A 25,276-nucleotide genomic window follows, 5' to 3' on the forward strand; every position below is an offset into this window, starting at 1 on the left:
ACACGCTGTTACAATAGGTGCAGTAAAGTATAAAAGGATGGGGAATACCCAATGATCTACGGAATTGGACATGATGTGCTGGAAATAAGCCGGATGGCTGACATATTGGCAGGCAAGCATGCAGATGCTTTTTTAAATCGGGTGTTGACCCCGGCTGAACGCGACCTTGCTGTGGAGCGAAAGGGCAGGCTGGTGGAGTTTGTAGCAGGGCGCTTTGCCGCGAAGGAAGCGATAACGAAAGCCTTCGGCTGCGGAATCGGGCAGATGATCGGGTTCGGCGATATGGATATTTTACCGGAGCCTGGAGGCAAGCCAGCGGTTTATTTATCTGCCCCTGCGTGGGATAGACTGGGGCTGCCGGGTGCGAGTGGCTCGGATTACAGCATTCACTTGAGTATTACACATCAACCTAACATTGCCTCTGCTTTTGTGATTGTTGAATATAAGGAGACGTGATGTGATGACTACCCATACATTGGAACAAAAACGTTATTTCAGCTTCGAGCTGCTGAATTGGTATACACGAAGCAAGCGGGATTTGCCGTGGCGCCGCCACCGGAATCCTTTTTACATCTGGATTTCAGAAATTATGCTCCAGCAGACGCGTGTTGATACGGTGATTCCGTATTTTAACCGCTTTATTGCACGCTTTCCGACGATTGAGGCGCTGGCGGAAGCGCCCGAGGAGGATGTGCTGAAGCTATGGGAAGGGCTAGGTTATTATTCACGGGCCCGGAATTTGCAAACGGCAGCGAAACAAGTGGTTGAGCTTCACGGCGGGGAAGTGCCGGATGATACGCAGGCTGTCGCCGCTCTGAAAGGCGTAGGCCCCTATACGACGGGAGCGATTATGAGCATTGCCTTCAATCGACCGGAGCCTGCTGTGGATGGGAATGTGATGAGGGTGCTGTCGCGCTATTTCCTGATTGAAGAGGATATCATGAAGGGCAGCACGCGAGCACATATGGAAAGTCTGGTGCGGGAGCTGATCCCCGAAGGGAGAGCCTCCGACTTCAATCAGGCGTTGATGGAGCTGGGTGCGCTAGTCTGCACGCCGAAGTCGCCCCAGTGCCTGACCTGCCCGGTCATGGAGCATTGCTCGGGCCGATTGGCAGGCCGCGAGGAGACGCTACCGGTCAAGACCAAGGCGAAGCCGCCGCGGCTGGAGCCGCGTTCCGTCGCCCTCATCGAGGGCAGCGGCGCGAACGCAGGCCGCCTGCTTGTGCGTCAGCGCCCGGCTAAGGGCCTGTTGGCCCGCATGTGGGAGCTGCCGCACGAGCTTGTCGGGCCGGAGGGCTACAACGGTCCGGTGCCGGATGAGCCAGCCATGGATCACCTGGCGGCTCATTTGCTGGCGGAGGGCGTGCTCGCGCGTCCGGTGCGGTTTGTACGTGAGGCGGAGCACACGTTTAGCCACATTCACTGGAACCTGCGTGTGTTCCAGTGTGAAGAGGTCGCCAGCCCTGTCGGGGAGGCGGGCGGACAGTCGCTGGCTGCCGAGCAGCGGGCAGGCTACAGCACCGGAGCGAAGCCGGGGGTGTTGATTGCGCTGGCAGAGCAGGCGGAGCACACGCGCACGGCGCTGCCTGCGGGGTACCGCTGGATCAGCGAGGCCGATATGGACACCTTGGCGTTTCCCAAGGTGTTCCTCGATCTGATCACTGAATATTTTGTAAAGAAAAAAGGGACCTTGATGTAGGTCCTCAAGCTGTCGGGAGAAGTCCCGGCAGTTTTTTTGTGTTCTTTTTTCATTAAGCCCGACATCTCATTTAAATAACGATACGTATAGGCAATACCTATCCATAGTCGTAGCTGAGGTTTTAGGCTAATTTTTTATCTACATCGCCTGTTCAAAAATGTCGATCACTTCTTGTTGCGTAGGCTGAATCGGATTGGTTACACCGCAGGCATCCTTGAGTGCGTTGGCGGCGAGAACAGCGAAATCTTCACGCTTGACGCCGAGTTCTTCCAGCCCGGAAGGGATGTTGACCCGTTTAGCCAGCTTTTCAATGGCATGCAGGGCGAGGTTGGCACCTTGCTCCGGTGTAACACCGTCCGTTTTTTCGCCAAGTGTACGGGCGATGTCGGTGAGTCGTTCGGCGGAAGCCTTGGCATTATAGCGCTCTACATGCGGCAGCAAGATGGCGTTACAGACCCCGTGCGGCAGATTATAGAAGCCACCCAGTTGATGCGCCATGGCGTGAACAAAGCCTAATCCGGCGTTATTGAACGCCATCCCTGCGAGGAATTCGGCGTAGGCCATTTGGCTACGGGCTTCCACATCATTTCCGTCATCGACGGCTTTGACCAGATGATCCCGAATCAGCTCAATTGCTTTAAGCGCGCAAGCATCTGTGATCGGTGTGGCATTCGTGGAAACATAAGCTTCAATAGAGTGTGTGAGCGCATCCATCCCCGTTGCGGCAGTTAATGATTTGGGCATAGCCATCATCAGATCAGGATCATTGACGGCAATGAGTGGTGTCGTGTGCTTGTCGACAATCGCCATTTTGATATGACGCTCTTCATCCGTAATAATACAAAACATAGTCATTTCACTAGCCGTTCCTGCCGTGGTGTTAATGGCAATCAGTGGGAAGGAAGGCTTCCCGGATTTATCCACGCCTTCGTAGTCGCTGATCTGTCCGCCGTTGGAGGCCAAAAGCGCGATTCCCTTGGCACAATCATGCGGTGACCCGCCTCCGAGCGAAATAACAAAGTCGCATCCGGATTGGTTCAGCAGCTCCATGCCCTCGTTGACATTGGAAACCGTGGGATTCGGCTGCGTGCCGCTGTATACGACGGATTTTACGTTTAGACTATCCAACATGTTTGTTACTTTTTTCACAATACCAATATCAACTAAAGGCTTATCGGTTACGATCAATGCATTTTTAAAGCCCAATTTTCCGATTTCTGTACCTGCATCCGCCAGTGCGCCTGAGCCCATAAGACTCATGCCCGGCATCATGAATTTGGAAGTTCCCGTCATAAGTATGCATCCACCTTTGTTATTATTTTGGGGTAAATCAAGGTATAATGATGGAATTAAAGGATCTTGCAACCATCCTTATATCCTTATCATACTGTCCTATATTGGCGGGAACTAACGCATTTTATTATAAAATATCGTGATTTTTAAAAGGGTGAAACGGATGGAACATTCCAATACTTTAGGCGACTTTAATCGTTATAGCGAACTGCAATATGGATATGAAACCGATCTGATCAGAATTTTGTATTATGATCTCCCGGAAAATTATTACGAGAAATATGCTTCATATGAATGCCCGAAGCTGTGTACGATTTTGGAGGGGAGAAAAGAAGTCAAAATTAATGAAACGGAGCAGTTTGAATACGATTCTCAGGAGATTATCCTGCTTCCTCCACAGTCCAGTGTTGAAATGAAAATCAAAGAACACACCAAGGCACTGGTCTTTGAATTAAGCGATCAGTTGATGGAACGGTTAAGGAACGTGGTAGAGGAGGAATTTCAGGTCCCGGAGAGTTGCCCGACCCATTCGGTGGTCCGCTGCGAGCTGAACGAAAAGGCGGACTCACTTACCGCATCGATGGAGCGGATTAAGCAATATATGACACATCCCGCTGAAAGAAAAAATTTCCTGATTGATCTGAGCGCTCAGGAAATGGCCTATCATCTGCTACAGATGCAGGTGCTTGAGCAGAATCTACTTACGAACCATCGGCATCCTGTGTTCCGCGCGATTCGTGACATTCAGGAACAACTGCCCGGTATCAGGCATGTGAAGGATTTGGCGGATAACTATAATATGTCACATGCGAATTTCACGAATCAGTTTAAAAAAATAACAGGATTAACCCCGCTTGACTATATAACGAATCAAAAAATGCAGCTTGCCAAGCAATGGCTCCAGCACCGGAACGTAACGGAGGTCGCTTTTGATTTGAATTATGAGAGTGTTTCCTACTTTATTGGTCTATTTAAAAAGAAATATGGCGTTACGCCTAAGCAGTATCAGATGAGTGTGCAGCGGCAAGCAGTTCTTATCTAGTGTGAAACATATCCAGAAAGTAAAAGAGTCCGTCCTCAGCAGTTAAAAACTACTGAGGACGGTCCTGTGTTCACATGGATATACGTTTACGCTGTTAAAGCTAATCGACCCCACGATCACTCTCAATCAGCCCTTTGCCGATTACATTGGCCGAAACCGGAGGCTTGCCGAGCTCCCGGGACCATATGGACAACTGCCCAATATGGTGGATTTGGTGAGCAATGACATGGCGCATCACCTCGCCCCAGGCATCAATCACAATCCTGCCGTCCGGGAGGTGATCTTCAAACCTTTTTCGTTCCAGACCTTCATGCCAGGAGAGCACGAACGGCTCGACATCGATTCGAAACTTCGCATCCAGCTCGCGAACCTTGTCCAGCGTATCATACCGCAAGAAGTCCTCCTGAAAGTCGGGTTTGCCCTGAATCGTTTGAACCCAGCTCCACTCTACATCGACGACATGAAACAACGTCTTCAGAATGCCGCCAACCCCGCCGACGCGTTCTTTCAGTAGTTCCTCCTGCGGCACCTCTTCACACCAGCGGTACCATTGTTCCCGAATCATCCAGTTGTAACGAAAAAAAGTCTGCATCCATGAACCTCCAGAGATTGTATTTAAGAAACATCTCCACCAGTTTACCATGGAATGCCAAACCTTTTTCAGCTTCACTCTGGCGGCTCCAGTAGGGCTCAAATGGACAGAATCTTTTGTGCACCAATTTAAATTGAAAAGGGCTGTCTCACTCGTAGAAAATCTACTTTTGAGACAGCCCTTTATTATAGGGTAGTGATGTTGTTACCAGCTTATTTTTTCGCTGCTGCGTAACGTTTGTTCACTTCATCCCAGTTGATAACATTGTAGAATGCTGCAATGTAATCCGGGCGTTTGTTTTGATATTTCAGGTAGTAAGCATGCTCCCAAACGTCCAGTCCGAGTACCGGAGTCAGACCTTCGGACAGCGGGCTATCCTGGTTTGGCGTGCTAGTGATTGCCAGTTTGCCGTCTTTGCCGACAACCAGCCAAGCCCAGCCGCTACCAAAGCGTGTTGTAGCTGCTTTAGTGAAGTCTTCTTTGAATTTGTCATAGCCGCCCAGCTCGTTGCTGATTGCTTCAGCAATGGCGCCAGTTGGTTGTCCGCCGCCGTTCGGGCCGATAACTTCCCAGAACAGGCTGTGGTTGTGGTGTCCGCCACCATTATTGCGAACCGCAGTGCGGATGCTTTCAGGAACGCTGTCCAGATTGGAGATGAGATCCTCCAGACTTTTGCTTTGCAGTTCAGGAGCGTTTTCCAGAGCTGCGTTCAGGTTTGTTACGTATGTGTTATGGTGACGATCATGGTGAATTTCTACTGTGAGTGCGTCAATGTGCGGCTCCAGTGCGTCTTTCGCGTAAGGAAGTTCTGGTAATTGAAATGCCATAGTAAATCCCTCCTGGTTATATGGTTGGGTAAGTTGTTCCTATGTAATAATACCCTCGTCAGTTATATTAAACCGCATTCAGCCTATTTTATCAACATTTTTGTTTGTAAAATAGCAAACTGGGCATTACGACCTGGTAGCTATCATGTCCAAAAACCCGCTTGGAATACATGGTGTATAGGTAATAAGAGGCAAATTATACAGCCCTAAAATGTAAACGCTTCATATACAGCGCTTACATGAGAAAAAGGGATGTATTCCATCAAAAAGTGTGGTTTAATGTTCAAGGAAGCAGAAATTTCGGCTTTTTTGTCGTCTGCTATATCTTGTCATGTCTGCGGATATGACGAACTTGAGGGCATATACCCTTTTCCTGTTCTTCAATTCATATATAGCAGATCGTATTTTTATCATAATGCCTTTTGATTAACACCATGCCAAGAACTTTAAGGATTTATGTAAAAATGACGGTGCTGTCTCAATTTGTTTTATTAAGCTTACGAAAAGGGAGATATTACTTATGCACGTTCGTTCCTTTCAATTGAGTGATGTGAATCCAGTAATGGAACTCATGCAGATTGCCTTGTCTGAGGAGTGCTACAAAGAGACGGTGGGCGCTTTTGCCCGTCAGCTTTCGTGGGATTCTGGCTTGATCGTCGTTGCGGAAGAGGATGAAGAGCTGGTTGGCGCTCTAATCGGCACGATTGATCAGAATGATGGTTGTTATTATCGTATTGCTATTCACCCGGATCATCGTCGGATGGGAATTGGCAAATCGCTTGTCGAGTCTATGGAGCAGCGTTTTCAGCAACGTAAGGTTAGCCGCATCTGGGTAGCCGGAGACAAGCATAACAGCGCGGCCATGCCTTTGTATGAAGCGATGGGCTACGGGGCAAGTCAGATTTTACAGACTTTTCAGAAGCTCAGCATTTTAGCTCCTCATTAATCGGGAATCGAAATAAAGAGAATTGAATAACATAAAGTATAATATTTACATTTAGAGCATATCTGAGTAACCGTTGCAATCGGGTACGGGATATGCTTTTCTATTTATAACAGGGTTGAGGAGGTTTATTATGGACACACGGGCTCCTTCGTCAGGCCCGCTTCCTACGCCGGAAACGTCCAAACATGCAGGTCGTTGGAGTTACATCCGTGATTGGCTGGTGACTCTTCTAATCGCGATGACCGTCTTGCTGCTGCTGAACCTGTTCGTGTTTAATTTGTCTACGGTCAGGGGACATTCAATGCAGCCGACGCTGATGGAAAGCCAGCATTTGTTCGTTAACAAGTTGGTTTACAATTTTCATGATCCGGGCAGGGGTGATATCGTGATATTGCAAGATCCCGACTCCAATCCGTCCAGTCCGAGATTTTTAGTGAAAAGAGTCATAGGCACTCCGGGGGAGGTAATCCGGGTTGAGCATAATCATCTATATGTGAACGGCAAGCTGCAAAACGAGCCTTACACCGACTCCGAGATTGAGGACGGTGATTACGGTCCTTTTACAGTGGAGCCGGGGCACTTTTTTGTCATGGGGGATAACCGACACGCCGCGGGCAGCAAGGATAGCCGATATTTTGGCAGCATTAAATCTCAGGATTTGCTGGGACGTGCGGAGCTTGTATTTTGGCCGTTATCCGAGTGGAAGTGGCTGTAGAGCAGCCATAGTCTGTATGCTGAAAATTAATGGGGAACGTCTGCAATCGTCAGGACCATGACGGGGCAGGCGGTTACCGATCAGGAAGGGAAGAGAAATATGAAAGAAGTGATGGTATATACCGACGGCGCTTGTTCGGGAAATCCCGGTCCTGGGGGCTGGGGCGTCGTTTTACTATATGGAGAGCATCGCAAGGAGTTGTCCGGTGCCGAAAAAATGACGACAAACAATCGCATGGAGATCAAGGCCGTGATCGAAGCGCTCAAGCTGCTCAAGGAGCCTTGCCATGTAAAGGTACACAGTGACTCCGCCTATGTCGTAAACTGCTTCAAACAGGGCTGGATTAAGAATTGGCTTCGTAACGGCTGGCGTAACAGTAAAAATCAGCCAGTTGAAAACAAGGAGTTATGGGAAGAACTGTGGGAACTAATGAGCAAGCATGAGGTTGAGTATGTGAAGGTCAAAGGTCACAGTGACAACGAGCTGAACAATCATTGTGATTTCTTGGCGACCAGCGCTGTTAAAAATTTACGGTAGCATCTGCTGCTATATTCTGTTGAAATTTAACATATGGGGATTTTACAGAAATCCTCATATAAGTGATATGAAAGAGAGGTGAGTATCGGATGCAACGCGGACAGACACCAACAGCTGCTGGAACCGCTTTGACTTGGGCATCGCTCAAGCAGGAGATTATCGAAGCGGCTCCGGGGCTGGGCATCGACTCCATCGGGTTCGCATCCGCCGATCCCTTTCTGTCTCTGAAAGCAATATTGGAAGAGCATCGCGCCAAAGGCTATGAATCCGGTTTTGAGGAGCCGGACATTGATAAACGGATCTACCCGGAATTGTACGGTTCGCAGCCAGCATCCCTGATTGCCATTGCGGTGGCTTATCCTTCCAAAATGAAGGACCCGCCGAAGTCGGACAAAGGCAAGTACCGTGGCATTTTGGCTCGTTCCGCCTGGGGTAAGGACTATCACTTGGTGCTGCGCGAGGCGATGGAAAAGCTGGAGGCTTTTATAGGTGAACGGGTTCCCGACGCGATTATGAAAAACATGGTGGATACCGGAGAGCTGTCGGACCGGGCCGTAGCGGAACGGGCGGGTATTGGCTTTAGCGGCAAAAACACGATGATGATTTCACCAACACTGGGATCATGGATTTATCTGGGTGAGCTGCTGACGAATATCCCTTTTCAGCCAGATGAGCCAGTGACGGACGGTTGCGGGGAGTGTACGAAATGCCTGGATGCGTGCCCTACGGGGGCGCTTGTCGGGCCGGGGCAGCTTAATGCCCAGCGATGTGTGTCTTTTTTGACGCAAACGAAAGGTTTTCTGGATGAGGAATTTATGCTAAAAATCGGGAATCGGTTGTATGGGTGTGATACCTGCCAAATGGTATGCCCCAAAAATAGGGGTCTCAACTGGAATCATCATCCTGAGCTTACACCCGATCCCGAGATTGTGAAGCCATTGCTGCTGCCGTTACTGGATTTGAGCAATCGTGAGTTCAAAGAGAGATTTGGTCAAAGTGCGGCAGCCTGGCGGGGAAAGAAGCCGATTCAGCGCAATGCGGTTATTGCGCTCGGCAATTTCAAGGATATTAGCGCCGTGCCCAAGCTGACGGAGGTTCTGTTGGATGATCCGCGTCCTGAGCTTCGGGGTACGGCAGCATGGGCTTTAAGCCGAATTGGAGGAAAAAACGCAATGACAGCGATCAAGCAAGCATCAGAGAAGGAACAACATGAGCAAGTACGCGAAATGGTCGCGCAGGCGCATTCCAAACTTGAGGAACGAGAACAGGCTGAACAGCAAAAGGATTCTGAATTGATGATCGAGGACTCGCAGGGTCCAACTACGATTTATTATAATGAAATGGAGACACCTGTGGGCACTTTGACGCTGTGTGCTACGGATCGGGGGCTGTGCCGAATAGACTATGGCGTTTTTCATGCGAGGGAAGCACTGCTTCAGCAATGGGCCCGGACATGGATTGGGGAATATGTCTATGTGCAGGAGCCGGAAAAGCTGCGCGAAGCCGCAGATCAACTGCGTGAATATTTTGCGGGAGAACGACGGGAATTTAGTATAGCCTATGATTTGAGAGGGACTCCTTTTCAAGAGCAGGTATGGCGTGCACTGCAAAATATTCCGTACGGGCAAAGTGTGTCTTACAAAGATATTGCGGAATCGATCGGCCGAGCCAAGGCGGTACGTGCTGTCGGGGAAGCAAATAACAAAAATCCGTTACCCATCCTGTTTCCATGTCATCGGGTATCGGGTGAAAACGGAAGCTTGGTTGGGTATGCCGGGGGCCTGCCGAACAAGATGAAGCTGCTGGATTTGGAGAAGCAATGAGGACATACGTTTGCAAATTGTGATTTGCTAGCTGTCCCATGTTTTGCTATGATAGGTTCGTGTATAATTCAAGAGGTTTCATATAAATATACAGAGGTGACGACTTCGTGGTGTGGAATATTGTCATTCCGATCATTACCCTGATTGTTGGTTTGGTCGGGGGATTTTTCATCGGTGCTTATTATCTTCGCAAACAGCTTGAAAAGATGCAAAACGATCCTGATACGCTGCAAAAAATGGCCAAACAGATGGGTTACAACCTGAATGGGAAGCAAATGCAGAAGGCCCAGCAGATGATGAAGAACCAGCAGTTCTCCAAAAATCAGCCAGGTCCGCGTAAAAATCAGGGCCGTCGGAAATAATGAGCAACATAAGCACGGATGCCGCATGAGGTTGCATAGAGGAGGATTACTGTGGCTGGCGTAAAAGATTATATTAACCGCAAAGCTGCGGATAACCGGGATAAAATCGAGTACCATGTGGAGCAAATTCTACAATTGATCGGTGAGGACCCCAAGCGTGAAGGCTTGCTGGAAACACCGGCACGCGTAGCGCGCATGTATGAGGAGATATTCGCAGGTTATGAGGTTGATCCCCGGGATGCGCTGGGTGTAACATTCGACGAAAATCACGAGGAGCTTGTGATCGTGAAGGACATCGTTTATTACAGCCAGTGTGAGCACCATATGGCTCCTTTCTTCGGAAAAGTGCATATCGGCTATGTACCCAGCGGCAAAATTGTAGGACTAAGCAAGCTTGCCCGTCTGGTTGAGGCTGTAACGCGCCGATTGCAGGTGCAGGAGCGCATTACGGCACAGATCGCAGATATTTTAAATGAAGCGGTCTCCGCTCACGGGGTTATGGTAGTCGTGGAAGGCGAGCACTTATGCATGTGTGCAAGGGGCGTCAAAAAGCCTGGCAGTAAAACGGTAACATCTGCGGTACGCGGAACGTTTCGTGATGATGCTGCACAGCGTGCAGAGTTCCTCTCGCTGCTCAAGGATTGACCGAACAGGCGTGACGGTGATGTGATGAACAAAAAAAGGGTGGTTTACGCATAGGCGTAGCCACCCTTTTTTGTTAACATCAGATTAAAGACGACGGGATAGCTACTTTGAAGGAGGATAACGTATGGAGAATGTACATATGTCAGCAGACAAAACAACGATTTTGCCTGATCTACAATGGATTGAGGCGCCACTCGCGACCACTCAGACGGATGTTTTGTCTCCACTGGCATGGGAGGAACTGGTCTGTCGGCAAGTAGGGCAAGGAGCTGCGCCTGTTTTGCATCTATGGCGGCACCCGGCTGCGCTGGTGATTGGCCACCGGGACCGCAGGCTTCCGTACGCACCGCAGGCGATGGAGCGTGTGCGGAACGCCGGAACCTCGGTATGCGTGCGTCCCTCAGGCGGAGCGGCCGTCATGCTGGACAGGGGGGTATTGAACCTGTCCCTGATCCTGCCGAATCCGCAGCGGGCGATCAGCCTGCATGAAGATTTTCGGCTTATGGCGGGGCTGATTGCCGATGCGCTGGCCCCGTGGTCCGCCGAGGCGCAGACCGGGGAAATCGCCGGGTCCTTCTGTCCCGGCGATTACGATGTCAGCGTCCGAGGCCGCAAGTTTTGCGGCATTGCGCAGCGGCGGCAGGCCAAGGCCTATATCATCACGGCTTTTGTGATGATTGAGGGCAGTGGCGCGGAGCGCGCACAGGCGGTGCAGCGGTTCTATGCGGAGGCAGCCGGAGCTGCGCCGACGGGCGTGCCGAAACCGGATTATCCGCAGGTGAATCCGGGAACGATGGGCAGCCTGGCGGAGCTGGCCGGGGTGCCGTCTGTTGAGGCGTATACGGCATCGCTGCGCCGTGTAGTCGAAAGCCGGGCGACGATTTTGCCTGCCGACGACTCACTGGTGCAGCCGCAGGGACTGACGGAGCAAATGGCAGCGCTCAGAGAGCGATACGATTCGCAGGTGTAGTATGAAGCATGATCCTGGCTACAGATGAGTCTTAGCTTAGAACGGCTGCCATCTCAGCTTCGAGGCTTGGGTGTAGCGCTTTTCGACCTCAGGCCAGTTCACGACATGCCACCAGTCCTCAATGTATTTGTTGCGCTCGTTCTGATGCTTTAAGTAATAGGCATGCTCCCAAACATCAATCGCCAGCAGCGGAATGGACTCCCATTGAGTCAGGTTCTGGTGCTTTTCGGCCTGCAAAATTTCAAGCCGTCCTGCACGTGGACTCCACGTCAGGATAGCCCAGCCGCCGCCCTCGACCTTCTCAGCTGATGAGCTGAATTGCTTCTTGAATGCCTCATAGCTGCCAAAGTCCTTTTTGATCTGCTCCGCCAGCGGCCCGCTTGGTGTTCCACCGCCTTGAGGACTCATGATCGTCCAGAAAAGCGTGTGCAGATAATGGCCTGCCCCGTTAAACGCCAGCTCGCGTTCCCAATGCTTCACAAGGTCAAAATCACCCGTTTTCCGGGCTTCCTCCAGCTTTTTCTCCGCTTTGTTTAAATCATTCACATAGCTTAGATGATGCTTGTCATGGTGGATACGCATCGTTTTTTCATCAATGTACGGTTCAAGCGCATTATAGGGATATGGGAGCGGCGGTAAACGATGTCCCCCGATGGGAACAGGTCGGCCGGGGGAGGTTTTTTCCGTAGCCGAAGGCTCTGTCTGGCTTGACTGGACGCCTTTGTCTTTGTTCGCCCACGGTCCTTCCCACCTCGTGCCGCCTGTCTGCCCTGTCTGCCGCTCTCGCAGCGCATCCTCGGGGTAATCCTCACCCTCTGCCGCCACATGATACAATGCACTGGCCCGCGCAATGGAGCCGGGCTCCTGAAAGGGATTGGTGGAGATCAGGAAATACTGACTCTCATGTGCTGCGTGCAGCACAACTCCGGTGGATTTCGGCTGCTGCCGTAACGCATGGCTGTGCTCGGTCAGCAGACTGAGCTGCCGTACATACTCCTGTGACTGGCGGTTTGCGGTTTGCAGCAATTCGTCCAGACGACGATTCAGCTCTTGTGAGACAGGCTGTGAATCTGATGTCACTCCTGCCGTTGCCTTAGCTGATTGTAACGCTTCTGGCGCTGACCCTGACCCCAAATCTCTCGACTGCCCCGATTGCCTGGCTTGTGCTTGTGCAGCAGCCGACGTTTGCTCCCATTGACGATGCCACGCCTGATCTGCCGGATCGAGGGCGCTTCGCTGCTCTTCTAGCAGCTCTATAGCGGTGCGTTCCGTCTGTTCGAATATTGTCCTCCAGTCATCCAGCAGCCGCACGTAAGCAGGCTCCAGACTCTCTGTAGCGGACTTAATCACTTCCACATGCCAGCTTTCCTGCTGCTTCCAATGCCGGATTTCCTCCAGCACACGTAAGGGCAGGAAAGACCCGTAAGTACTCAGCATCGTTTGTACCTCCCGTATCCCACTATGGCTATCCGGGCTGGTCCCAAGAACCTGACCCGGATGCATACGTACCCAGTATATTCGTCGTCTCATCGGGAATATGTCTACAAACTCCCCGGCTCCGGCGCGATATGTAATGTGGGGCAAATGGATACATAGTTGGATGCAAAAAAGAAGCCACGCTGCGGCACGGGTTAAGTGTCCACAGACGGGCTTCTCCAGGTTGAATGGAGTATGGCTACTAAAATAGAACCATTACTGCGTAGTCGTTTGTTTACTGGCATTAGCGATAGTTTTCTTATCCTCCAACTCTTGTACACCGCTTAAAAACGTCGATACCCGCCGCAAATACTCACGTGGATGCTCCCTGAAAATAAGCTCATGCAGCCCGTTTTTGACAATCCATACACTGGAAAGCGGGTTGGTTTGATTGGCAGCGAGCTTTTCCGCAATCGGGTAAGGAGCTTTTTCATCCTGCGTCCCATGTACGAACATGATCGGGAACGGATAGTTTTCCGTTTTGACCTTCTGATATGGAATCTGATGCAGGCTGGTACCGTTCAAGACTGGAAACAGCAGCTCCAGAATTTCCAGAGACGGATGGCGCGGCAGATTAATTTGATTATGAATGTTATGGTACAGCGTATCTGGCTCCAGCAGGAAGGTGCTGTCCAAAATCATGGCGTCCACATCCTTGGTTTGCAGGCCTGCCTGAAGGGCGGTTCCTGCTCCCATCGAGAAGCCCCATACGATAATCTCCGAGGAGCCGCGTTGCTTCGCAAGCTGGATCGCCCCAAGAAGCTGCTGGGATTCCGCTTTGCCTCCGGTTGCGACGGCTTTGCTGTTTTGTGATGCGAATCCGTAATCGAACATGACAACGTTAAAATTCAAACGGTGGGCATAATGCGCCAGATCATACATCGGAATCCAGCTTTCTTCGCGATTGGCCCCATAACCGTGGCTGAAAATAATCGTTTTCTTCGATTGATCTGCCGGGATATACCAGCCCTGCACCATCCGGCTACCGTCCTTGGCGGGGAAGCTGACTTCCTCGTAGGGCATACCTTTGGCCTGCATCGGGTTCGAGTATAGTGGCGCGACGGTTGGATTCGTCAGTACCCATGCGATATAGGCATGCAGGGCAATAAAGCAAAACAACAGAAAGAATACGACCGACAGCAGCAGGGCAATGACAACGTGCTTGAACCGCAGCAGACGGGGGTTGATTAGTGGGGTGGACGGCTCCTGGACAACATGCTGTAACTGAGAGCTGCGCTGGGATGTCGAAATCATGTAAGAGCCTCCTTCTATAAAAATGAACTTCGTTTCATAGAATTCTAGGTACAATTCCACTTGAAAATGATAGTTTAGGTCCGTATAGATACCTATTATCGTATGATGCGTGTTATCCAAAGTCAACGGCTGAACCGGAAAAGTAAAAATGATGCAAAGAATTGTCGATGTTTCTTCTCGTTCTGTAATATGGCTGTCACAAAAACATTAGTTTACAGTAGCCGCGACTATTCTATATAATTTATGTAACCATGTTTCATGGTGTGAAACGAATATGGAACAAAGAGGAGCGGTTCACAATGGAAGACCGTAAATTAACCGTTCGCGCCGTGGAGCGTGCGCTTGATATACTGATGTGTTTTACCGGAGATTCCGATCTGGGCCTGACAGAGATTGCTTCCAAAATTGGTTTACATAAAAGTACCGTCCATCGGCTGTTGACCACGCTGGAGGATCGCGGCTTTGTCGTTCGGAATGCCGCAACGGAAAAATATCGGCTTGGCATCCGGATATGGGAGCTGTCCACCCATTTGTCGCAAAGCGACGAGCCGGCGATACTGCTACAGCCAGCGATGGAAGGATTGCGTGATCGTCTGGGCGAAACGGTCAGCTTGTACCTGCGCGATGGCAGCATGCGTATTCGTATTCAGGCCGTGCAGAGCAATCAGGCGATCCGCCGCGTTGCGCCAGTGGGTGCAAGCATGCCGCTGGCTGTAGGAGCCTCCAGCAAGGTGCTGGCGGCCTTTATGCCGCCGCAGGAGCTGGAAGCCCTGCTAAGCGGGGATGAATGGCCGCCCTCGGTAGACCCGGAGGTCTATAAGGCTCAATTGCAGGATATTCGTGAGAAGGGCTATGCGACCAGCTATGAGGAGCGGGAGCCGGGCGCTGCTGCTGTGGCTGCGCCTATCGTGAATCGGAAGGGACAGGTCGCTGCGGCCTTGTCTGTATCCGGCCCGGTCAGCCGACTAGCTCCCGAGACGCTGCATGATTTTGCCCCGATTTTGATGGAGGCGGCGAAGGAAATGGGGCTTATGCTTCCGTAACAAGAATTGAGAGTAATGAGGCGATCAGAGCGAATTTTAAAGGCGATCTTGGAAAAAGGGACCGGAAAAGGGTTGCCAAAGCCGTAAATTTGAAGTAATCTGATGGGGATGGCGGGCTGTCCGTTATAGCCGCCTCATGCGAACAGAATTAACAGAGTTACTGGGGGAGCCTGTAATGCCGGGCTGAGATGGAATCGCACTAGATTCCGGACCCTTTGCACCTGATCTGGATCATACCAGCGTAGGGAAGTAATCGGCCATTGAAATGTATACGTAGCCGCTGTCTACGGCAATGCATTCGGAGTATGTTTCCGCGTGCGTAGCCGTCTGCATAGCTGTTTCGTTAGATTAGCCGGTTCCCCTGGGGAACCGGCTTTTTTGCATAGATAGCCAGCCTGGGGATGGTTCCGGATCGGTGTGTCATTTCATCGAAACGGGAGGAATGGACAATGAAACCGACAGAAACAGAAGGAACAGTAGGGAACGCAGTGGATGAACAGACAGGAGGGGTGAAGCCATTTCCGGGGAGCCGCAAGGTATATATTCAAGGCTCGCGGCCGGACATTGCCGTGCCGGAGCGTGAAATCGCCCTGCATCCCACACATACGCCGCAGGGCACGGAGCATCATGAGCCGTTACGTGTGTACGATACGAGCGGTCCCATGACCGACGAAGCCTATCAGGTCGATATCCGTAAGGGCTTGCCTCCATTGCGGCGAGCTTGGGCACTGGAACGAGGCGATGTGGAGGCTTACGAGGGGCGCGCCGTCAAGCCGGAGGATAACGGATTGAAGCCCGGCTCCAAACGGGAGACGGCTGAATTTCCCGGCGTAACCAACCGTCCGCTCCGTGCGCGGCAAGGGCGTAGTGTAACGCAAATGCATTATGCGCGGCAAGGGATCATTACGCCCGAAATGGAATTTGCGGCCATCCGCGAAGGGGTGGAGCCTGAGTTTGTGCGACAGGAGTTGGCGGCAGGACGAGCCATTTTGCCTTCGAATATCAATCACCCGGAAAGTGAGCCGATGGTGATTGGGCGTCATTTTCACGTGAAGATTAATGCGAACATTGGTAATTCTGCGGTTACGTCCTCCATCGAGGAGGAAGTGGAGAAAATGACCTGGGCTGTACGCTGGGGCTCGGATACGGTCATGGACCTGTCCACAGGCCGTAACATCCATACGACACGTGAATGGATCATTCGTAACTCCCCTGTGCCGATTGGGACTGTACCGTTGTATCAGGCGCTTGAAAAAGTGAACGGCGAAGCTGAGGCGCTAACGTGGGAGCTGTATCGTGACACGCTGATTGAGCAGGCGGAGCAGGGCGTGGACTATTTTACAATTCATGCGGGCGTGCTGCTGCGGTATATTCCGATGACGGCAAGCAGAATGACGGGAATTGTGTCCCGTGGAGGGTCGATCATGGCGGCTTGGTGTCTTGCGCACCATCAGGAGAACTTTTTGTACACGCATTTTGAAGAAATATGCGAAATTATGAAAGCCTACGATGTGGCCTTTTCCCTCGGAGACGGTCTGCGTCCAGGCAGTATCTATGATGCGAATGATGAAGCACAGTTTGCTGAGCTGGACACGTTGGGCGAGCTAACGCAAATTGCCTGGAAGCATGATGTTCAGGTTATGATTGAAGGGCCGGGACATGTCCCGATGCACAAAATCAAGGAGAATGTGGACCTGCAAATGGAGATTTGCAAGGAAGCTCCCTTTTATACACTGGGACCGCTCACGACGGATATTGCACCTGGCTATGATCATATTACCTCGGCGATCGGGGCAGCGATGATCGGTTGGTTCGGGACGTCCATGCTGTGCTATGTTACGCCGAAGGAGCATTTGGGTCTGCCGAATAAGGATGACGTTCGTGAAGGTGTTATTACGTACAAAATTGCGGCACATGCTGCCGATCTGGCGAAGGGTCATCCACGGGCGCAGCAGCGGGACGATGCTTTGTCCAAGGCACGCTTTGAATTCCGCTGGCGCGACCAGTTCAATCTGTCGCTCGACCCTGAACGGGCCTTGTCCTACCATGATGAGACGCTGCCAGCAGAGGGAGCCAAGGAGGCACACTTTTGCTCGATGTGCGGTCCCAAGTTTTGCAGTATGCGTATCACGCAGGACATACGCGCCTATGCGGCGGATAAGGGGCTGAATACCGAAGAAGCGGTAGCCGCCGGGATGCGTGAGAAGGCAGAGCAGTATCGGGATGCCGGGCAGTAAATCCTTAAACTTATGAACGTATGAATAACAAAAGCCGTGGTTCTCTACAGATGATGTAGGAAGCCACGGCTTTTTAGCTTATGTAAAACGAGATCATGCAACCGGATAAACGGCGGCTTTATTTTTTACCCATTTTCTCATTCAAAATGTCCTGAAAGCTGAGCTTCTTCTCCGAGCTGTCTTCTTTCTTCTGCATACTCACCGCGTTGGCACGTTGGTATTGGTGATGGAAAGGCATCAAGGTGTGTACAGTTAAATTCATTGTATTCATGTGGGTTGTTCCTCCAATTCCATTTTGTCACATTCAGATCGAGTTGCTTAGGACGTCTGTATAGGACTATTCGTATGTACTTGATGTCGTAATACCGGGTAGACTGCTTGGTAATGTTTCAATCATTATAAACGCATTTTTTCAAATTAAAACGTTTTTGACATAAAACAGGAAAATGGTCATGCGAGTCCAAAATTCGGATTAGGCGGATGGTCATTTTGAGGGAAAATGTGCCTAGTTCCAAAACAAGGGCCAGAGGCCCGTTTTCTTAGTTTAGTAGTCGGGATTGTGTTTTTTTGTCGAATACCCTTATATAAGTCAATATGAAGTCAGTCTGGTGGCGAATTAAAGTGTCAAAGTTGTATTGACTTTATGTTTGGGAGTGGATACCATGAACTGGTTGTAAGCGTGTTTTAGCTACTAGAATCAGCCAATCCATCTGGCGATTCATCCGTTGAAATGTTTGAGAAAGGACCAGGACATATATGAAAAAAAGTATTGCAGACATCGCATTTATTATTCTGGGTGCGTTTTTTTTCGCGCTGGCTGTTAATCTGTTTGTTATCCCGAATGAGTTTGGCGAGGGGGGCGTTACAGGGGTCACGATTATTTTGTACTACCTGTTTCAGTGGTCCCCTTCGATCGTCAATCTGGTGATCAATGGCTTGCTGCTGATTGTCGGATATAAATTTTTGGACAAGAGAACAACCCTGTACACTGTGATTGCGGTTGCTTTTAACTCGCTGTTTTTACATTTAACGGCCAACTGGCGGATTGATTCGCATGAGCCGACGATTAATGCCGTATTTGCCGGGGTTTTGGTGGGTATCGGAATTGGCCTGATCGTGCGGGTGGGCGGTACAACAGCAGGAACGGTCATTTTGGCCCGGATCGCCAAGAAATATCTGGATTGGAACATCAGCTATGGCTTGCTGTTTTTTGATCTGATTGTTGCGTTTTCGTCCTATTTTATTATTGGCCCGGAAAAGCTCATGCTGACTATCGTTATTTTGTATGTCGGTACGAAGGTTATGGATTTCATGATTGAAGGATTGAACCCGAAGAAAGCGGTCATGATCATTTCGGAGCATCAAGATAAAATTGCGGAGATGGTCATTACGCAAATGGATCGGGGAGTTACCGTCCTGTCAGGCCACGGATATTACACCAAAAATCCAAAAGAAGTTCTATATATCGTCATCAGCAAGCAAGAGGTGTCAGCGCTTAAAAAGATTGTGAAGGCTATCGACACAGCGGCGTTTATCACCATTCATGACGTGCGGGACGTGTTCGGGGAAGGCTTTTTGGATATTTCGAAGTAGCTGGCGAGTGAGAAAGCAGGGTCATAGAAGAATGTTTGAAAGTCGGTCCTGAGGGGGCGGCTTTTTTGCTGCTATTCAAAAATGAACCACTATGTGATAATGAAATTATGCTTTTTAAGCACGTATTTTTTGTGGTTTTTGGGTTGTGAACTAAGATTTATTGCTTAATAATTTTGATATTTGGATAAACTAATATTATATATTTTAATGTAGTGGGGGGCTTTTTATGTCAAATAATCAACATATAACGCAAGTTGAATTTACCGATTTCACTTTATTCTCTAGCGTTCGCATTCCATTTGCTAGACATATTAATATCATCAGTGGAGAAACTGGTGCAGGGAAAACGAACGTTTTGAAAGCTTTGTATAGCTATGGAAAAACAATTAATGAAGTAAAGGGATTACCAGACTCAGTTTCACTTGAAAGAATTAGCGAAATGATTGCTTCAAAATTATTAGGAGTATTTAGACCGGATGATCGTAAAATTGGAAGACTAGTTAAAAGAAATAGAGGCAGGGGAACGGCAGTATGTAAAATTATCTTTAATGATAAAGAAGATGTTGAATTTTCGTTTTCAAATCTGGCTAGTAAAAATATAAAATTCGCAGGTTATCCATCTAATGAGAATTTTCCTAACTATGTTTACATACCTGCAAAAGAAATTATATCGGCTACAGAGAACTTCACTTCTTTATATGAAAAATATCATATAGCATTTGAAGAGACTTACTATGATCTGTGTAAGTTTCTGTTGCTTCCAACAAGAAAGGGACCTCTCAATTCAAATCAAAAGAAGCTGATAAGAACACTGGAAAGTATAATTCAGGGAAAAGTAGCTTTGGAAAATCAAAAGTTTTATTTGAAAACTAAAGGTTTAGGTAGCATAGAAATGGGACTTCTTGCTGAAGGATATCGTAAGTTGTCTACTCTACTACAATTAATATCAAATGAAACGTTAACTGAGAATACAATCCTTTTTTGGGACGAACCAGAGTCAAATATCAACCCTAAAATGATTCCTGCTTTAAAAGAAATGCTTATCGCTTTAGCTGAAATGGGAGTGCAAATATTCATTACAACGCATAGTTATTTTCTTCAACAAGAACTTTCCCTTTTTGAGCAATACAGCAATAAAGACAAGCTGGATATACGATTTATAACCTTATATCAAGATGAAGGTGATATTCAATTTGAATCTCAAAAGCTAATCTCAGAATTACAACATAATCCAATTCAGCAAGAGTTTATGGACTTGTATAATAGGGAGCAGGAGTTGTTTTATGACCACGATTAGCTTTGAAGAAAGTAATCTGTGCTTTCAATTTAAAGAAGGATTATTACCTATTAAGTTTGATGAGACTAATTTTTATACTAACCGCTTTAATACTCTCACGGGTTCAAAAGGAGTAGATTTCATTGTATTAAATGATAAAACGATATATTTAATTGAAGTTAAAAATTTCAAAGGCCATGAAATCGAAAATAAAGACAGGCTAATTGCAAATACAGAAAAGAGTCTTGCTCTGGAAGTTTCTCGTAAGGTGAGGGATACGATTTCATGTCTTGCAGGTGCATATAAAAGTGGCAATGAAATTCTTACTCCTTATTTTACACATTTCACAAAAAGAAGTGTGGAGGTAAAAGTTATTCTATTTCTGGAAGGGAAATTTGTGAATCAACCCCTAGTTTTCCGAGCTATGGCTGACGAAATGAAAAATCGTTTAAAGTGGTTGACCACTAAGGTATTTGTAGAGAATGTGCAATTATCCAAAGGCCATATTTATACAATTAGTAGACTATCTAAACCTTCATAGAAAACGATTTGTATTTATTATTCCGTCTGCTCTGTTTTTATGCATACTTTGAAAAATGTATCTGATCTCATCACAGTTTTTATAACTCTCGTATTTTCAAGCATAGGTATATATTTTCTCCTATCAAGTATATTTTTCATAGTTAAAAATCCCCTCTCAATTTGCAGTTTTCACTGCATTTTGAAGGGGATTTTTATTATTCATTCGCTCTTTACTCTTGAATCATTTGACGCAATACGGTTTGAAGAATACCACCGTTGTGGTAGTAGTCGATATCGACGGTGCTGTCCAGACGGGCAGTTACCGGGAACTCGAACTTCGTGCCATCCTCGCGTTTGGCCACAACGGTAAGCTCTTGACCCGGCTTCACGTCATTGTCGATGCCGAGAATGTCAAACGTTTCACGACCGTTCAGACCCAGGCTGGACCAGCCGTGGCCTTCCTGGAATTGCAGTGGAAGCACGCCCATGCCGACCAGGTTACTGCGGTGAATCCGCTCGAAGCTTTCTGCAATAACGGCTTTGACGCCCAGCAGAAGCGTGCCTTTAGCCGCCCAGTCACGGGAGCTGCCTGTGCCGTATTCCTTGCCGGCAATAACGATCAGGTTTTGATCGGCTGCCTGATATTTCATAGATGCATCGTAGATGGACATTTCCTCATCCGTCGGCAAGTATTTGGTCACGCCGCCCTCAGTGCCGGGAGCTACGTTGTTGCGGATACGAATGTTGGCGAATGTACCGCGCATCATGACCTCGTGGTTACCACGACGGGAGCCGTAGGAGTTGAAGTCCTTGCGCTCTACTCCATGCTCCTTCAAGTACAGTCCTGCCGGGCTGGAAGGGGCGATGTTGCCTGCTGGTGAGATATGGTCCGTAGTGACCGAATCATTCAACAGGGCAAGTACACGGGAATTACGAATTTCCTTGATATCCTGCACGCCATCCTGAAGCTTTTCAAAGAATGGTGGATTTTGAATATAAGTTGATTTTTCATCCCATTCATACAGTTCGCCTTCAGGAACCGGAATGGAGTTCCATTTTTCGTTGGCAGTAAATACATTCTCATATTTACGACGGAACATATCCGGGCTGAGAGACAGGCTGATCGCTTCCTTAATTTCCTCGGAAGTTGGCCAGATGTCTTTCAGGTAGACCGGCTGATTGTCCTGATCGTAACCGAGCGGATCATTCACCAAATCAATGTTCACCGTACCTGCCAGCGCATAAGCAACAACCAGTGGCGGTGAGCCGAGATAGTTGGCTTTGACTTGCGCATGTACGCGGCCCTCAAAGTTCCGGTTGCCGGAAATGACTGCGCCAACCGTCAAATCGTGGTCTGTGATGGCTTGACTCACTTCGTCAGGAAGTGGCCCGGAGTTACCGATACAGGTCGCGCAGCCGTAGCCTGCCACATGGAAGCCGAGGGCTTCCAACGGACCGATCAGCCCGGCTTTTTGCAGGTATTCCGTCACGACAAGGGAGCCCGGCGTCAAGCTGGTTTTCACATAGCCCGGCTTTTTGAGCCCGCGTTGTACTGCCTTTTTGGCGAGCAAGCCTGCGCCCAGCATAACGCTAGGGTTGGAAGTGTTTGTGCAGCTTGTGATAGCCGCAATCACGACTGCGCCAGTACCCAGCTCGCTGGTGGAGCCGTCCGGGTGGGTCAGCGGAATCTTCTGCGCGATCTTTTCATCACTCAGTCCGTAGCCGCCTTTGTCCACAGGGGTACGGATAATGCCTTCAAAGGTTTCCTTCATGCGGCTAAGCTCAACACGGTCTTGCGGACGTTTGGGACCCGCGAGACTTGGTACAACCGAAGCCAGATCCAGCTCAATCGTATCGCTGAACACAGGGTCCGGCGTGTCGGATGTGCGGAACATGCCTTGCGCTTTGTAATATTCCTCTACAAGACTCACTTGCTCATCAGAACGTCCGGTGCTGCGCAGGTAGGCCAGCGTTTCCGCATCGACCGGGAAGAAGCCAACCGTTGCGCCGTATTCCGGTGCCATATTGGCAACCGTTGCACGGTCAGCCAAGCTGATGTTAGCCAGGCCGGGTCCGTAAAATTCCACGAATTTGCCGACTACGCCTTTTTTACGCAGCATTTGGGTTACAGTGAGTGCCAGATCGGTGGCGGTAGAGCCTTCCGTCAGACTGCCTGTCAGCTTGAAGCCGATAACATCCGGTGTAACAAAATACAGCGGTTGCCCCAGCATACCCGCCTCTGCCTCAATCCCGCCGACACCCCAGCCTACAACACCCAGGCCGTTAATCATCGTCGTATGGGAATCCGTTCCGACGAGGGAATCCGGGAAGACGACGGTTTCGCCGTCAATTGTTTTGGTGGTGGCCACGGATGCGAGATACTCCAGATTGACCTGATGGACGATACCGGTGGACGGTGGCACCGCACGGAAGTTGTTGAACGCCGTTTGCGCCCAGCGCAGAAAACGGTACCGTTCCTCGTTACGTTCAAATTCTACATTAATATTATAGTCCAGCGCTTCACTGGTACCGAAAGCATCGACCATAACCGAGTGGTCGATAACAAGATCGACGGGTACGAGCGGGTTGATTTGTTTCGGGTCGCCGCCCGCTTTTTTCACAGTATCGCGCATGGCTGCCAAATCGACAACCACCGGAACACCGGTAAAATCCTGAAGCACGATGCGTGCAGGGATGAATGGAATTTCCTTGTTGGTGTCACGATCCTCAGCCCAGCCTGTAAGCTGTTGCACATGCTCCTCAGTAATTGCGCGTCCATCGAATTGGCGCACAGCGGCTTCCAGCAACACTTTAATGGAGAAAGGCAGCTTGGCGATACCGCTTTTTCCTTGTTCCTCCAGTGCCTTGAGACTGTAATAACGGTAAGGCTTGCCGTTAACTTCGAGACTGCGGGCAATGGAGAATTGATCTTTTCCTGACATAAGTATTACCTCCTTGAAGTGGATGCTTGGGGAAAATAGGGATGTCGTTTTTTCGACGTCTTGCACAGTAGGTTTAATTTGGTTACGCTCTCATGAAAGCAGCATGGCTGATTTGAAGAATAATCGATTAACCTATGGATAACCGTTATTTTCATAATAGAGGAGAAGATGATTTTAATTTAGTTTCATTAGATGAAACATAATTTCAAAATAATGTTTCTGCATTAAGTATACCGTTTTCAATCGATTACGTAAAGTTTTTTTGGCCTAATTTGTACACCGAAGCCTGGAAAATAAAACGTTCCTCTTTCTCGTGTTTCGGTGTTCATACCAAGCTTTAGAGATTCATACCTATAGATAGAGAGCCATATCAGGCTATAGCGGGAAGTAAGAAAGTTATTCAGTATCCCGGCTATTCCCAAACAGGGATGGCGGGACGGAAATGGAGGGACAGGGATGGGGGAGCGGGAATGGAAGCAGGCCCTTTTTGCTTATGTGAACCAATATAACCGGAGTGAGGTGAACAGCGCTCCACAGCCGGATGAATATCTGGAGGTAGGTCAGCGGATGGAGCGTGCGGCTCGTACGGCCAGATTGGAACAGTGGTATAACGAGCGGAACGCCGTTCCATTACGTAGCGAAACACGCGCCAAGCCGCTGCGAATTGTGCAGGATACGCCGGAAGAGGCTGTGGTGGATGTACAACTGCATGTCCGGCTCTTTTATGAAAAAGGCGGGATGACTCACCGGGAGGATCGTATTGAACGGGAACGTTTGACGTTCACGCGCGAGGGTGAAGCTTGGCAGGTGGCAAGAATCGAGCGTGATCCGGCAGAACGAAAGCCGGCGGGGGGAGAGGTTCCTTTTAAACAGGCGTCGTTTAATCAGGGAGGGAATCTGCCGCTGCTAAATCGCGGTGTACTGGGTTTTGGCTCATCAGCGCGTCCCAGCCGATATCGCCGGGAAGAGGCGGCAGCCTATGCGGATCAGTGGTGGGATAGCTTCAATCCGGAGTTTGAAGGTTTTGATGTGGATTGCACCAATTATATCTCGCAATGCCTCTTTGCAGGGGGCGCACCGATCCACTATACTGGTAAAAGAGAATCGGGCTGGTGGTACAAAGGACGGGTCGCTGGACGTGAGCTGTGGAGCTACAGTTGGGCGGTTTCCAACAGTCTGGAGCGGTATTTGGGCTCCAGCTCGTGGGGGTTGACCGCCGAGCAGGTGAGTCGTCCGGAGCAGCTAATGCTGGGGGACGTCATTTTTTATGATTGGGATGGTGACGGCACCTTTCAGCACAGCACGGTGGTAACGGCCTTTGATGCGGGCGGGATGCCGCTTGTCAATGCGCATACAGTAAGCTCCAGACATCGTTATTGGGACTACAAAAATTCGTATGCGTGGACGGACAACACGGTGTATCGCTTTTATCATATCGCCGACTATTTTTAAATGAAATGTTTATAACAGGTACAGTGACGC

At 49.4% G+C, this 25,276-nt stretch carries 23 protein-coding genes and 1 riboswitch; of the genes, 16 read left to right on the forward strand and 7 right to left on the reverse strand.

Annotation, left to right across the window (positions count from 1 at the left end):
* The first annotated feature begins 51 nt into the window (after nucleotides 1-51).
* Together acpS and mutY are read left to right on the forward strand one after the other, a co-directional pair.
* Nucleotides 52-456, forward strand: a complete 405-nt coding sequence (acpS, locus tag AC0WRU_RS01955) for a holo-ACP synthase (RefSeq protein ID WP_476127011.1) — start codon at nucleotides 52-54, stop codon at nucleotides 454-456.
* Between the two features lie 4 nt (nucleotides 457-460).
* Nucleotides 461-1,699: an A/G-specific adenine glycosylase gene (gene mutY / locus AC0WRU_RS01960; RefSeq protein WP_476127012.1), complete on the forward strand. Its 1,239-nt coding sequence runs from the start codon at nucleotides 461-463 to the stop codon at nucleotides 1,697-1,699.
* Between the two features lie 138 nt (nucleotides 1,700-1,837).
* Here mutY and yiaY read toward each other — a convergent pair whose 3' ends face one another.
* A complete protein-coding gene (gene yiaY / locus AC0WRU_RS01965; RefSeq protein WP_476127013.1) occupies nucleotides 1,838-2,992 on the reverse strand; it encodes an L-threonine dehydrogenase in 1,155 nt (384 codons plus the stop codon).
* Nucleotides 2,993-3,155: 163 nt separating this feature from the next.
* On the opposite strand from yiaY, the gene AC0WRU_RS01970 reads away from it, so the two are divergent.
* On the forward strand, nucleotides 3,156-4,034 hold the full coding sequence (locus AC0WRU_RS01970; RefSeq protein ID WP_476127014.1) for an AraC family transcriptional regulator: 879 nt from the start codon (nucleotides 3,156-3,158) through the stop codon (nucleotides 4,032-4,034).
* A 100-nt stretch (nucleotides 4,035-4,134) separates the two neighbouring features.
* On the opposite strand, the gene AC0WRU_RS01975 is transcribed toward AC0WRU_RS01970, so the two are convergent.
* Nucleotides 4,135-4,626 (reverse strand): DinB family protein, encoded by a 492-nt coding sequence (locus tag AC0WRU_RS01975; RefSeq protein WP_476127015.1) that lies wholly within the window; start codon nucleotides 4,624-4,626, stop codon nucleotides 4,135-4,137.
* A 212-nt stretch (nucleotides 4,627-4,838) separates the two neighbouring features.
* A complete protein-coding gene (locus AC0WRU_RS01980; RefSeq protein ID WP_025681915.1) occupies nucleotides 4,839-5,453 on the reverse strand; it encodes a superoxide dismutase in 615 nt (204 codons plus the stop codon).
* A 520-nt stretch (nucleotides 5,454-5,973) separates the two neighbouring features.
* On the opposite strand from AC0WRU_RS01980, the gene AC0WRU_RS01985 reads away from it, so the two are divergent.
* From AC0WRU_RS01985 to AC0WRU_RS02015, 7 genes are all read left to right on the forward strand, one after another.
* Nucleotides 5,974-6,399 (forward strand): GNAT family N-acetyltransferase, encoded by a 426-nt coding sequence (locus AC0WRU_RS01985; RefSeq protein WP_025681916.1) that lies wholly within the window; start codon nucleotides 5,974-5,976, stop codon nucleotides 6,397-6,399.
* Between the two features lie 130 nt (nucleotides 6,400-6,529).
* A complete protein-coding gene (gene lepB, locus AC0WRU_RS01990; RefSeq protein ID WP_476127016.1) occupies nucleotides 6,530-7,114 on the forward strand; it encodes a signal peptidase I in 585 nt (194 codons plus the stop codon).
* Between the two features lie 99 nt (nucleotides 7,115-7,213).
* Entirely contained in the window at nucleotides 7,214-7,651 is a 438-nt protein-coding gene (gene rnhA / locus AC0WRU_RS01995) for a ribonuclease HI (RefSeq protein ID WP_025681918.1), read from the forward strand.
* An 89-nt stretch (nucleotides 7,652-7,740) separates the two neighbouring features.
* Nucleotides 7,741-9,474 carry a tRNA epoxyqueuosine(34) reductase QueG gene (queG, locus tag AC0WRU_RS02000; RefSeq protein ID WP_476127017.1) on the forward strand — a complete coding sequence of 578 codons (1,734 nt, stop codon included), beginning with the start codon at nucleotides 7,741-7,743 and terminating at the stop codon, nucleotides 9,472-9,474.
* A 107-nt stretch (nucleotides 9,475-9,581) separates the two neighbouring features.
* A complete protein-coding gene (locus AC0WRU_RS02005) occupies nucleotides 9,582-9,836 on the forward strand; it encodes a YneF family protein (RefSeq protein WP_025681920.1) in 255 nt (84 codons plus the stop codon).
* A 51-nt stretch (nucleotides 9,837-9,887) separates the two neighbouring features.
* The gene (gene folE, locus AC0WRU_RS02010) at nucleotides 9,888-10,481 is read left to right on the forward strand and encodes a GTP cyclohydrolase I FolE (protein ID WP_137061546.1); all 594 of its coding nucleotides are present in this window, start codon (nucleotides 9,888-9,890) and stop codon (nucleotides 10,479-10,481) included.
* Between the two features lie 124 nt (nucleotides 10,482-10,605).
* A complete protein-coding gene (locus AC0WRU_RS02015; RefSeq protein WP_476127019.1) occupies nucleotides 10,606-11,451 on the forward strand; it encodes a lipoate--protein ligase family protein in 846 nt (281 codons plus the stop codon).
* Between the two features lie 36 nt (nucleotides 11,452-11,487).
* Here the strand turns inward: AC0WRU_RS02015 and AC0WRU_RS02020 are convergent, their stop codons facing one another.
* Nucleotides 11,488-12,888: a Fe-Mn family superoxide dismutase gene (locus tag AC0WRU_RS02020; protein ID WP_476127021.1), complete on the reverse strand. Its 1,401-nt coding sequence runs from the start codon at nucleotides 12,886-12,888 to the stop codon at nucleotides 11,488-11,490.
* A 255-nt stretch (nucleotides 12,889-13,143) separates the two neighbouring features.
* Entirely contained in the window at nucleotides 13,144-14,181 is a 1,038-nt protein-coding gene (locus AC0WRU_RS02025) for an alpha/beta hydrolase (protein WP_476127022.1), read from the reverse strand.
* A gap of 299 nt (nucleotides 14,182-14,480) precedes the next feature.
* Here AC0WRU_RS02025 and AC0WRU_RS02030 point away from each other — a divergent pair, with 299 nt between their 5' ends.
* Both AC0WRU_RS02030 and thiC read left to right on the forward strand, forming a co-directional pair.
* Nucleotides 14,481-15,224 carry an IclR family transcriptional regulator gene (locus tag AC0WRU_RS02030; RefSeq protein ID WP_025681925.1) on the forward strand — a complete coding sequence of 248 codons (744 nt, stop codon included), beginning with the start codon at nucleotides 14,481-14,483 and terminating at the stop codon, nucleotides 15,222-15,224.
* 152 nt (nucleotides 15,225-15,376) lie between these two features.
* A riboswitch (TPP riboswitch) is annotated at nucleotides 15,377-15,489 on the forward strand.
* 184 nt (nucleotides 15,490-15,673) lie between these two features.
* Nucleotides 15,674-17,461, forward strand: coding sequence for a phosphomethylpyrimidine synthase ThiC (gene thiC, locus AC0WRU_RS02035; protein ID WP_476127023.1), 1,788 nt, complete (start codon nucleotides 15,674-15,676; stop codon nucleotides 17,459-17,461).
* A 118-nt stretch (nucleotides 17,462-17,579) separates the two neighbouring features.
* On the opposite strand, the gene AC0WRU_RS02040 is transcribed toward thiC, so the two are convergent.
* Nucleotides 17,580-17,732, reverse strand: coding sequence for a hypothetical protein (locus AC0WRU_RS02040; protein ID WP_010348453.1), 153 nt, complete (start codon nucleotides 17,730-17,732; stop codon nucleotides 17,580-17,582).
* A gap of 485 nt (nucleotides 17,733-18,217) precedes the next feature.
* On the opposite strand from AC0WRU_RS02040, the gene AC0WRU_RS02045 reads away from it, so the two are divergent.
* From AC0WRU_RS02045 to AC0WRU_RS02055, 3 genes are all read left to right on the forward strand, one after another.
* Nucleotides 18,218-19,054: a YitT family protein gene (locus AC0WRU_RS02045; protein WP_476127024.1), complete on the forward strand. Its 837-nt coding sequence runs from the start codon at nucleotides 18,218-18,220 to the stop codon at nucleotides 19,052-19,054.
* A gap of 226 nt (nucleotides 19,055-19,280) precedes the next feature.
* The gene (locus AC0WRU_RS02050) at nucleotides 19,281-20,351 is read left to right on the forward strand and encodes an AAA family ATPase (protein WP_476127025.1); all 1,071 of its coding nucleotides are present in this window, start codon (nucleotides 19,281-19,283) and stop codon (nucleotides 20,349-20,351) included.
* A complete protein-coding gene (locus tag AC0WRU_RS02055; RefSeq protein ID WP_476127026.1) occupies nucleotides 20,338-20,871 on the forward strand; it encodes a DUF6661 family protein in 534 nt (177 codons plus the stop codon). The genes AC0WRU_RS02050 and AC0WRU_RS02055 overlap by 14 nt, the downstream gene beginning before the upstream one ends.
* A 211-nt stretch (nucleotides 20,872-21,082) precedes the next feature.
* On the opposite strand, the gene acnA is transcribed toward AC0WRU_RS02055, so the two are convergent.
* On the reverse strand, nucleotides 21,083-23,794 hold the full coding sequence (gene acnA / locus AC0WRU_RS02060; protein WP_476127027.1) for an aconitate hydratase AcnA: 2,712 nt from the start codon (nucleotides 23,792-23,794) through the stop codon (nucleotides 21,083-21,085).
* Nucleotides 23,795-24,250: 456 nt separating this feature from the next.
* On the opposite strand from acnA, the gene AC0WRU_RS02065 reads away from it, so the two are divergent.
* On the forward strand, nucleotides 24,251-25,246 hold the full coding sequence (locus AC0WRU_RS02065) for an amidase domain-containing protein (RefSeq protein WP_476127028.1): 996 nt from the start codon (nucleotides 24,251-24,253) through the stop codon (nucleotides 25,244-25,246).
* Nucleotides 25,247-25,276 lie beyond the last annotated feature (30 nt).

This window comes from Paenibacillus sp. 1-8, assembly GCF_056316205.1.

Bases quoted from the DNA above. Each gene is read 5' to 3' on its own strand.
- acpS (WP_476127011.1), top strand. From the start codon at position 52: ATGATCTACGGAATTGGACATGATGTGCTGGAAATAAGCCGGATGGCT.
- mutY (WP_476127012.1), top strand. From the start codon at position 461: ATGACTACCCATACATTGGAACAAAAACGTTATTTCAGCTTCGAGCTG.
- yiaY (WP_476127013.1), bottom strand. From the start codon at position 2,992: ATGACGGGAACTTCCAAATTCATGATGCCGGGCATGAGTCTTATGGGC.
- AC0WRU_RS01970 (WP_476127014.1), top strand. From the start codon at position 3,156: ATGGAACATTCCAATACTTTAGGCGACTTTAATCGTTATAGCGAACTG.
- AC0WRU_RS01975 (WP_476127015.1), bottom strand. From the start codon at position 4,626: ATGCAGACTTTTTTTCGTTACAACTGGATGATTCGGGAACAATGGTAC.
- AC0WRU_RS01980 (WP_025681915.1), bottom strand. From the start codon at position 5,453: ATGGCATTTCAATTACCAGAACTTCCTTACGCGAAAGACGCACTGGAG.
- AC0WRU_RS01985 (WP_025681916.1), top strand. From the start codon at position 5,974: ATGCACGTTCGTTCCTTTCAATTGAGTGATGTGAATCCAGTAATGGAA.
- lepB (WP_476127016.1), top strand. From the start codon at position 6,530: ATGGACACACGGGCTCCTTCGTCAGGCCCGCTTCCTACGCCGGAAACG.
- rnhA (WP_025681918.1), top strand. From the start codon at position 7,214: ATGAAAGAAGTGATGGTATATACCGACGGCGCTTGTTCGGGAAATCCC.
- queG (WP_476127017.1), top strand. From the start codon at position 7,741: ATGCAACGCGGACAGACACCAACAGCTGCTGGAACCGCTTTGACTTGG.
- AC0WRU_RS02015 (WP_476127019.1), top strand. From the start codon at position 10,606: ATGGAGAATGTACATATGTCAGCAGACAAAACAACGATTTTGCCTGAT.
- AC0WRU_RS02020 (WP_476127021.1), bottom strand. From the start codon at position 12,888: ATGCTGAGTACTTACGGGTCTTTCCTGCCCTTACGTGTGCTGGAGGAA.
- AC0WRU_RS02025 (WP_476127022.1), bottom strand. From the start codon at position 14,181: ATGATTTCGACATCCCAGCGCAGCTCTCAGTTACAGCATGTTGTCCAG.
- AC0WRU_RS02030 (WP_025681925.1), top strand. From the start codon at position 14,481: ATGGAAGACCGTAAATTAACCGTTCGCGCCGTGGAGCGTGCGCTTGAT.
- thiC (WP_476127023.1), top strand. From the start codon at position 15,674: ATGAAACCGACAGAAACAGAAGGAACAGTAGGGAACGCAGTGGATGAA.
- AC0WRU_RS02040 (WP_010348453.1), bottom strand. From the start codon at position 17,732: ATGAATACAATGAATTTAACTGTACACACCTTGATGCCTTTCCATCAC.
- AC0WRU_RS02045 (WP_476127024.1), top strand. From the start codon at position 18,218: ATGAAAAAAAGTATTGCAGACATCGCATTTATTATTCTGGGTGCGTTT.
- AC0WRU_RS02050 (WP_476127025.1), top strand. From the start codon at position 19,281: ATGTCAAATAATCAACATATAACGCAAGTTGAATTTACCGATTTCACT.
- AC0WRU_RS02055 (WP_476127026.1), top strand. From the start codon at position 20,338: ATGACCACGATTAGCTTTGAAGAAAGTAATCTGTGCTTTCAATTTAAA.
- acnA (WP_476127027.1), bottom strand. From the start codon at position 23,794: ATGTCAGGAAAAGATCAATTCTCCATTGCCCGCAGTCTCGAAGTTAAC.
- AC0WRU_RS02065 (WP_476127028.1), top strand. From the start codon at position 24,251: ATGGGGGAGCGGGAATGGAAGCAGGCCCTTTTTGCTTATGTGAACCAA.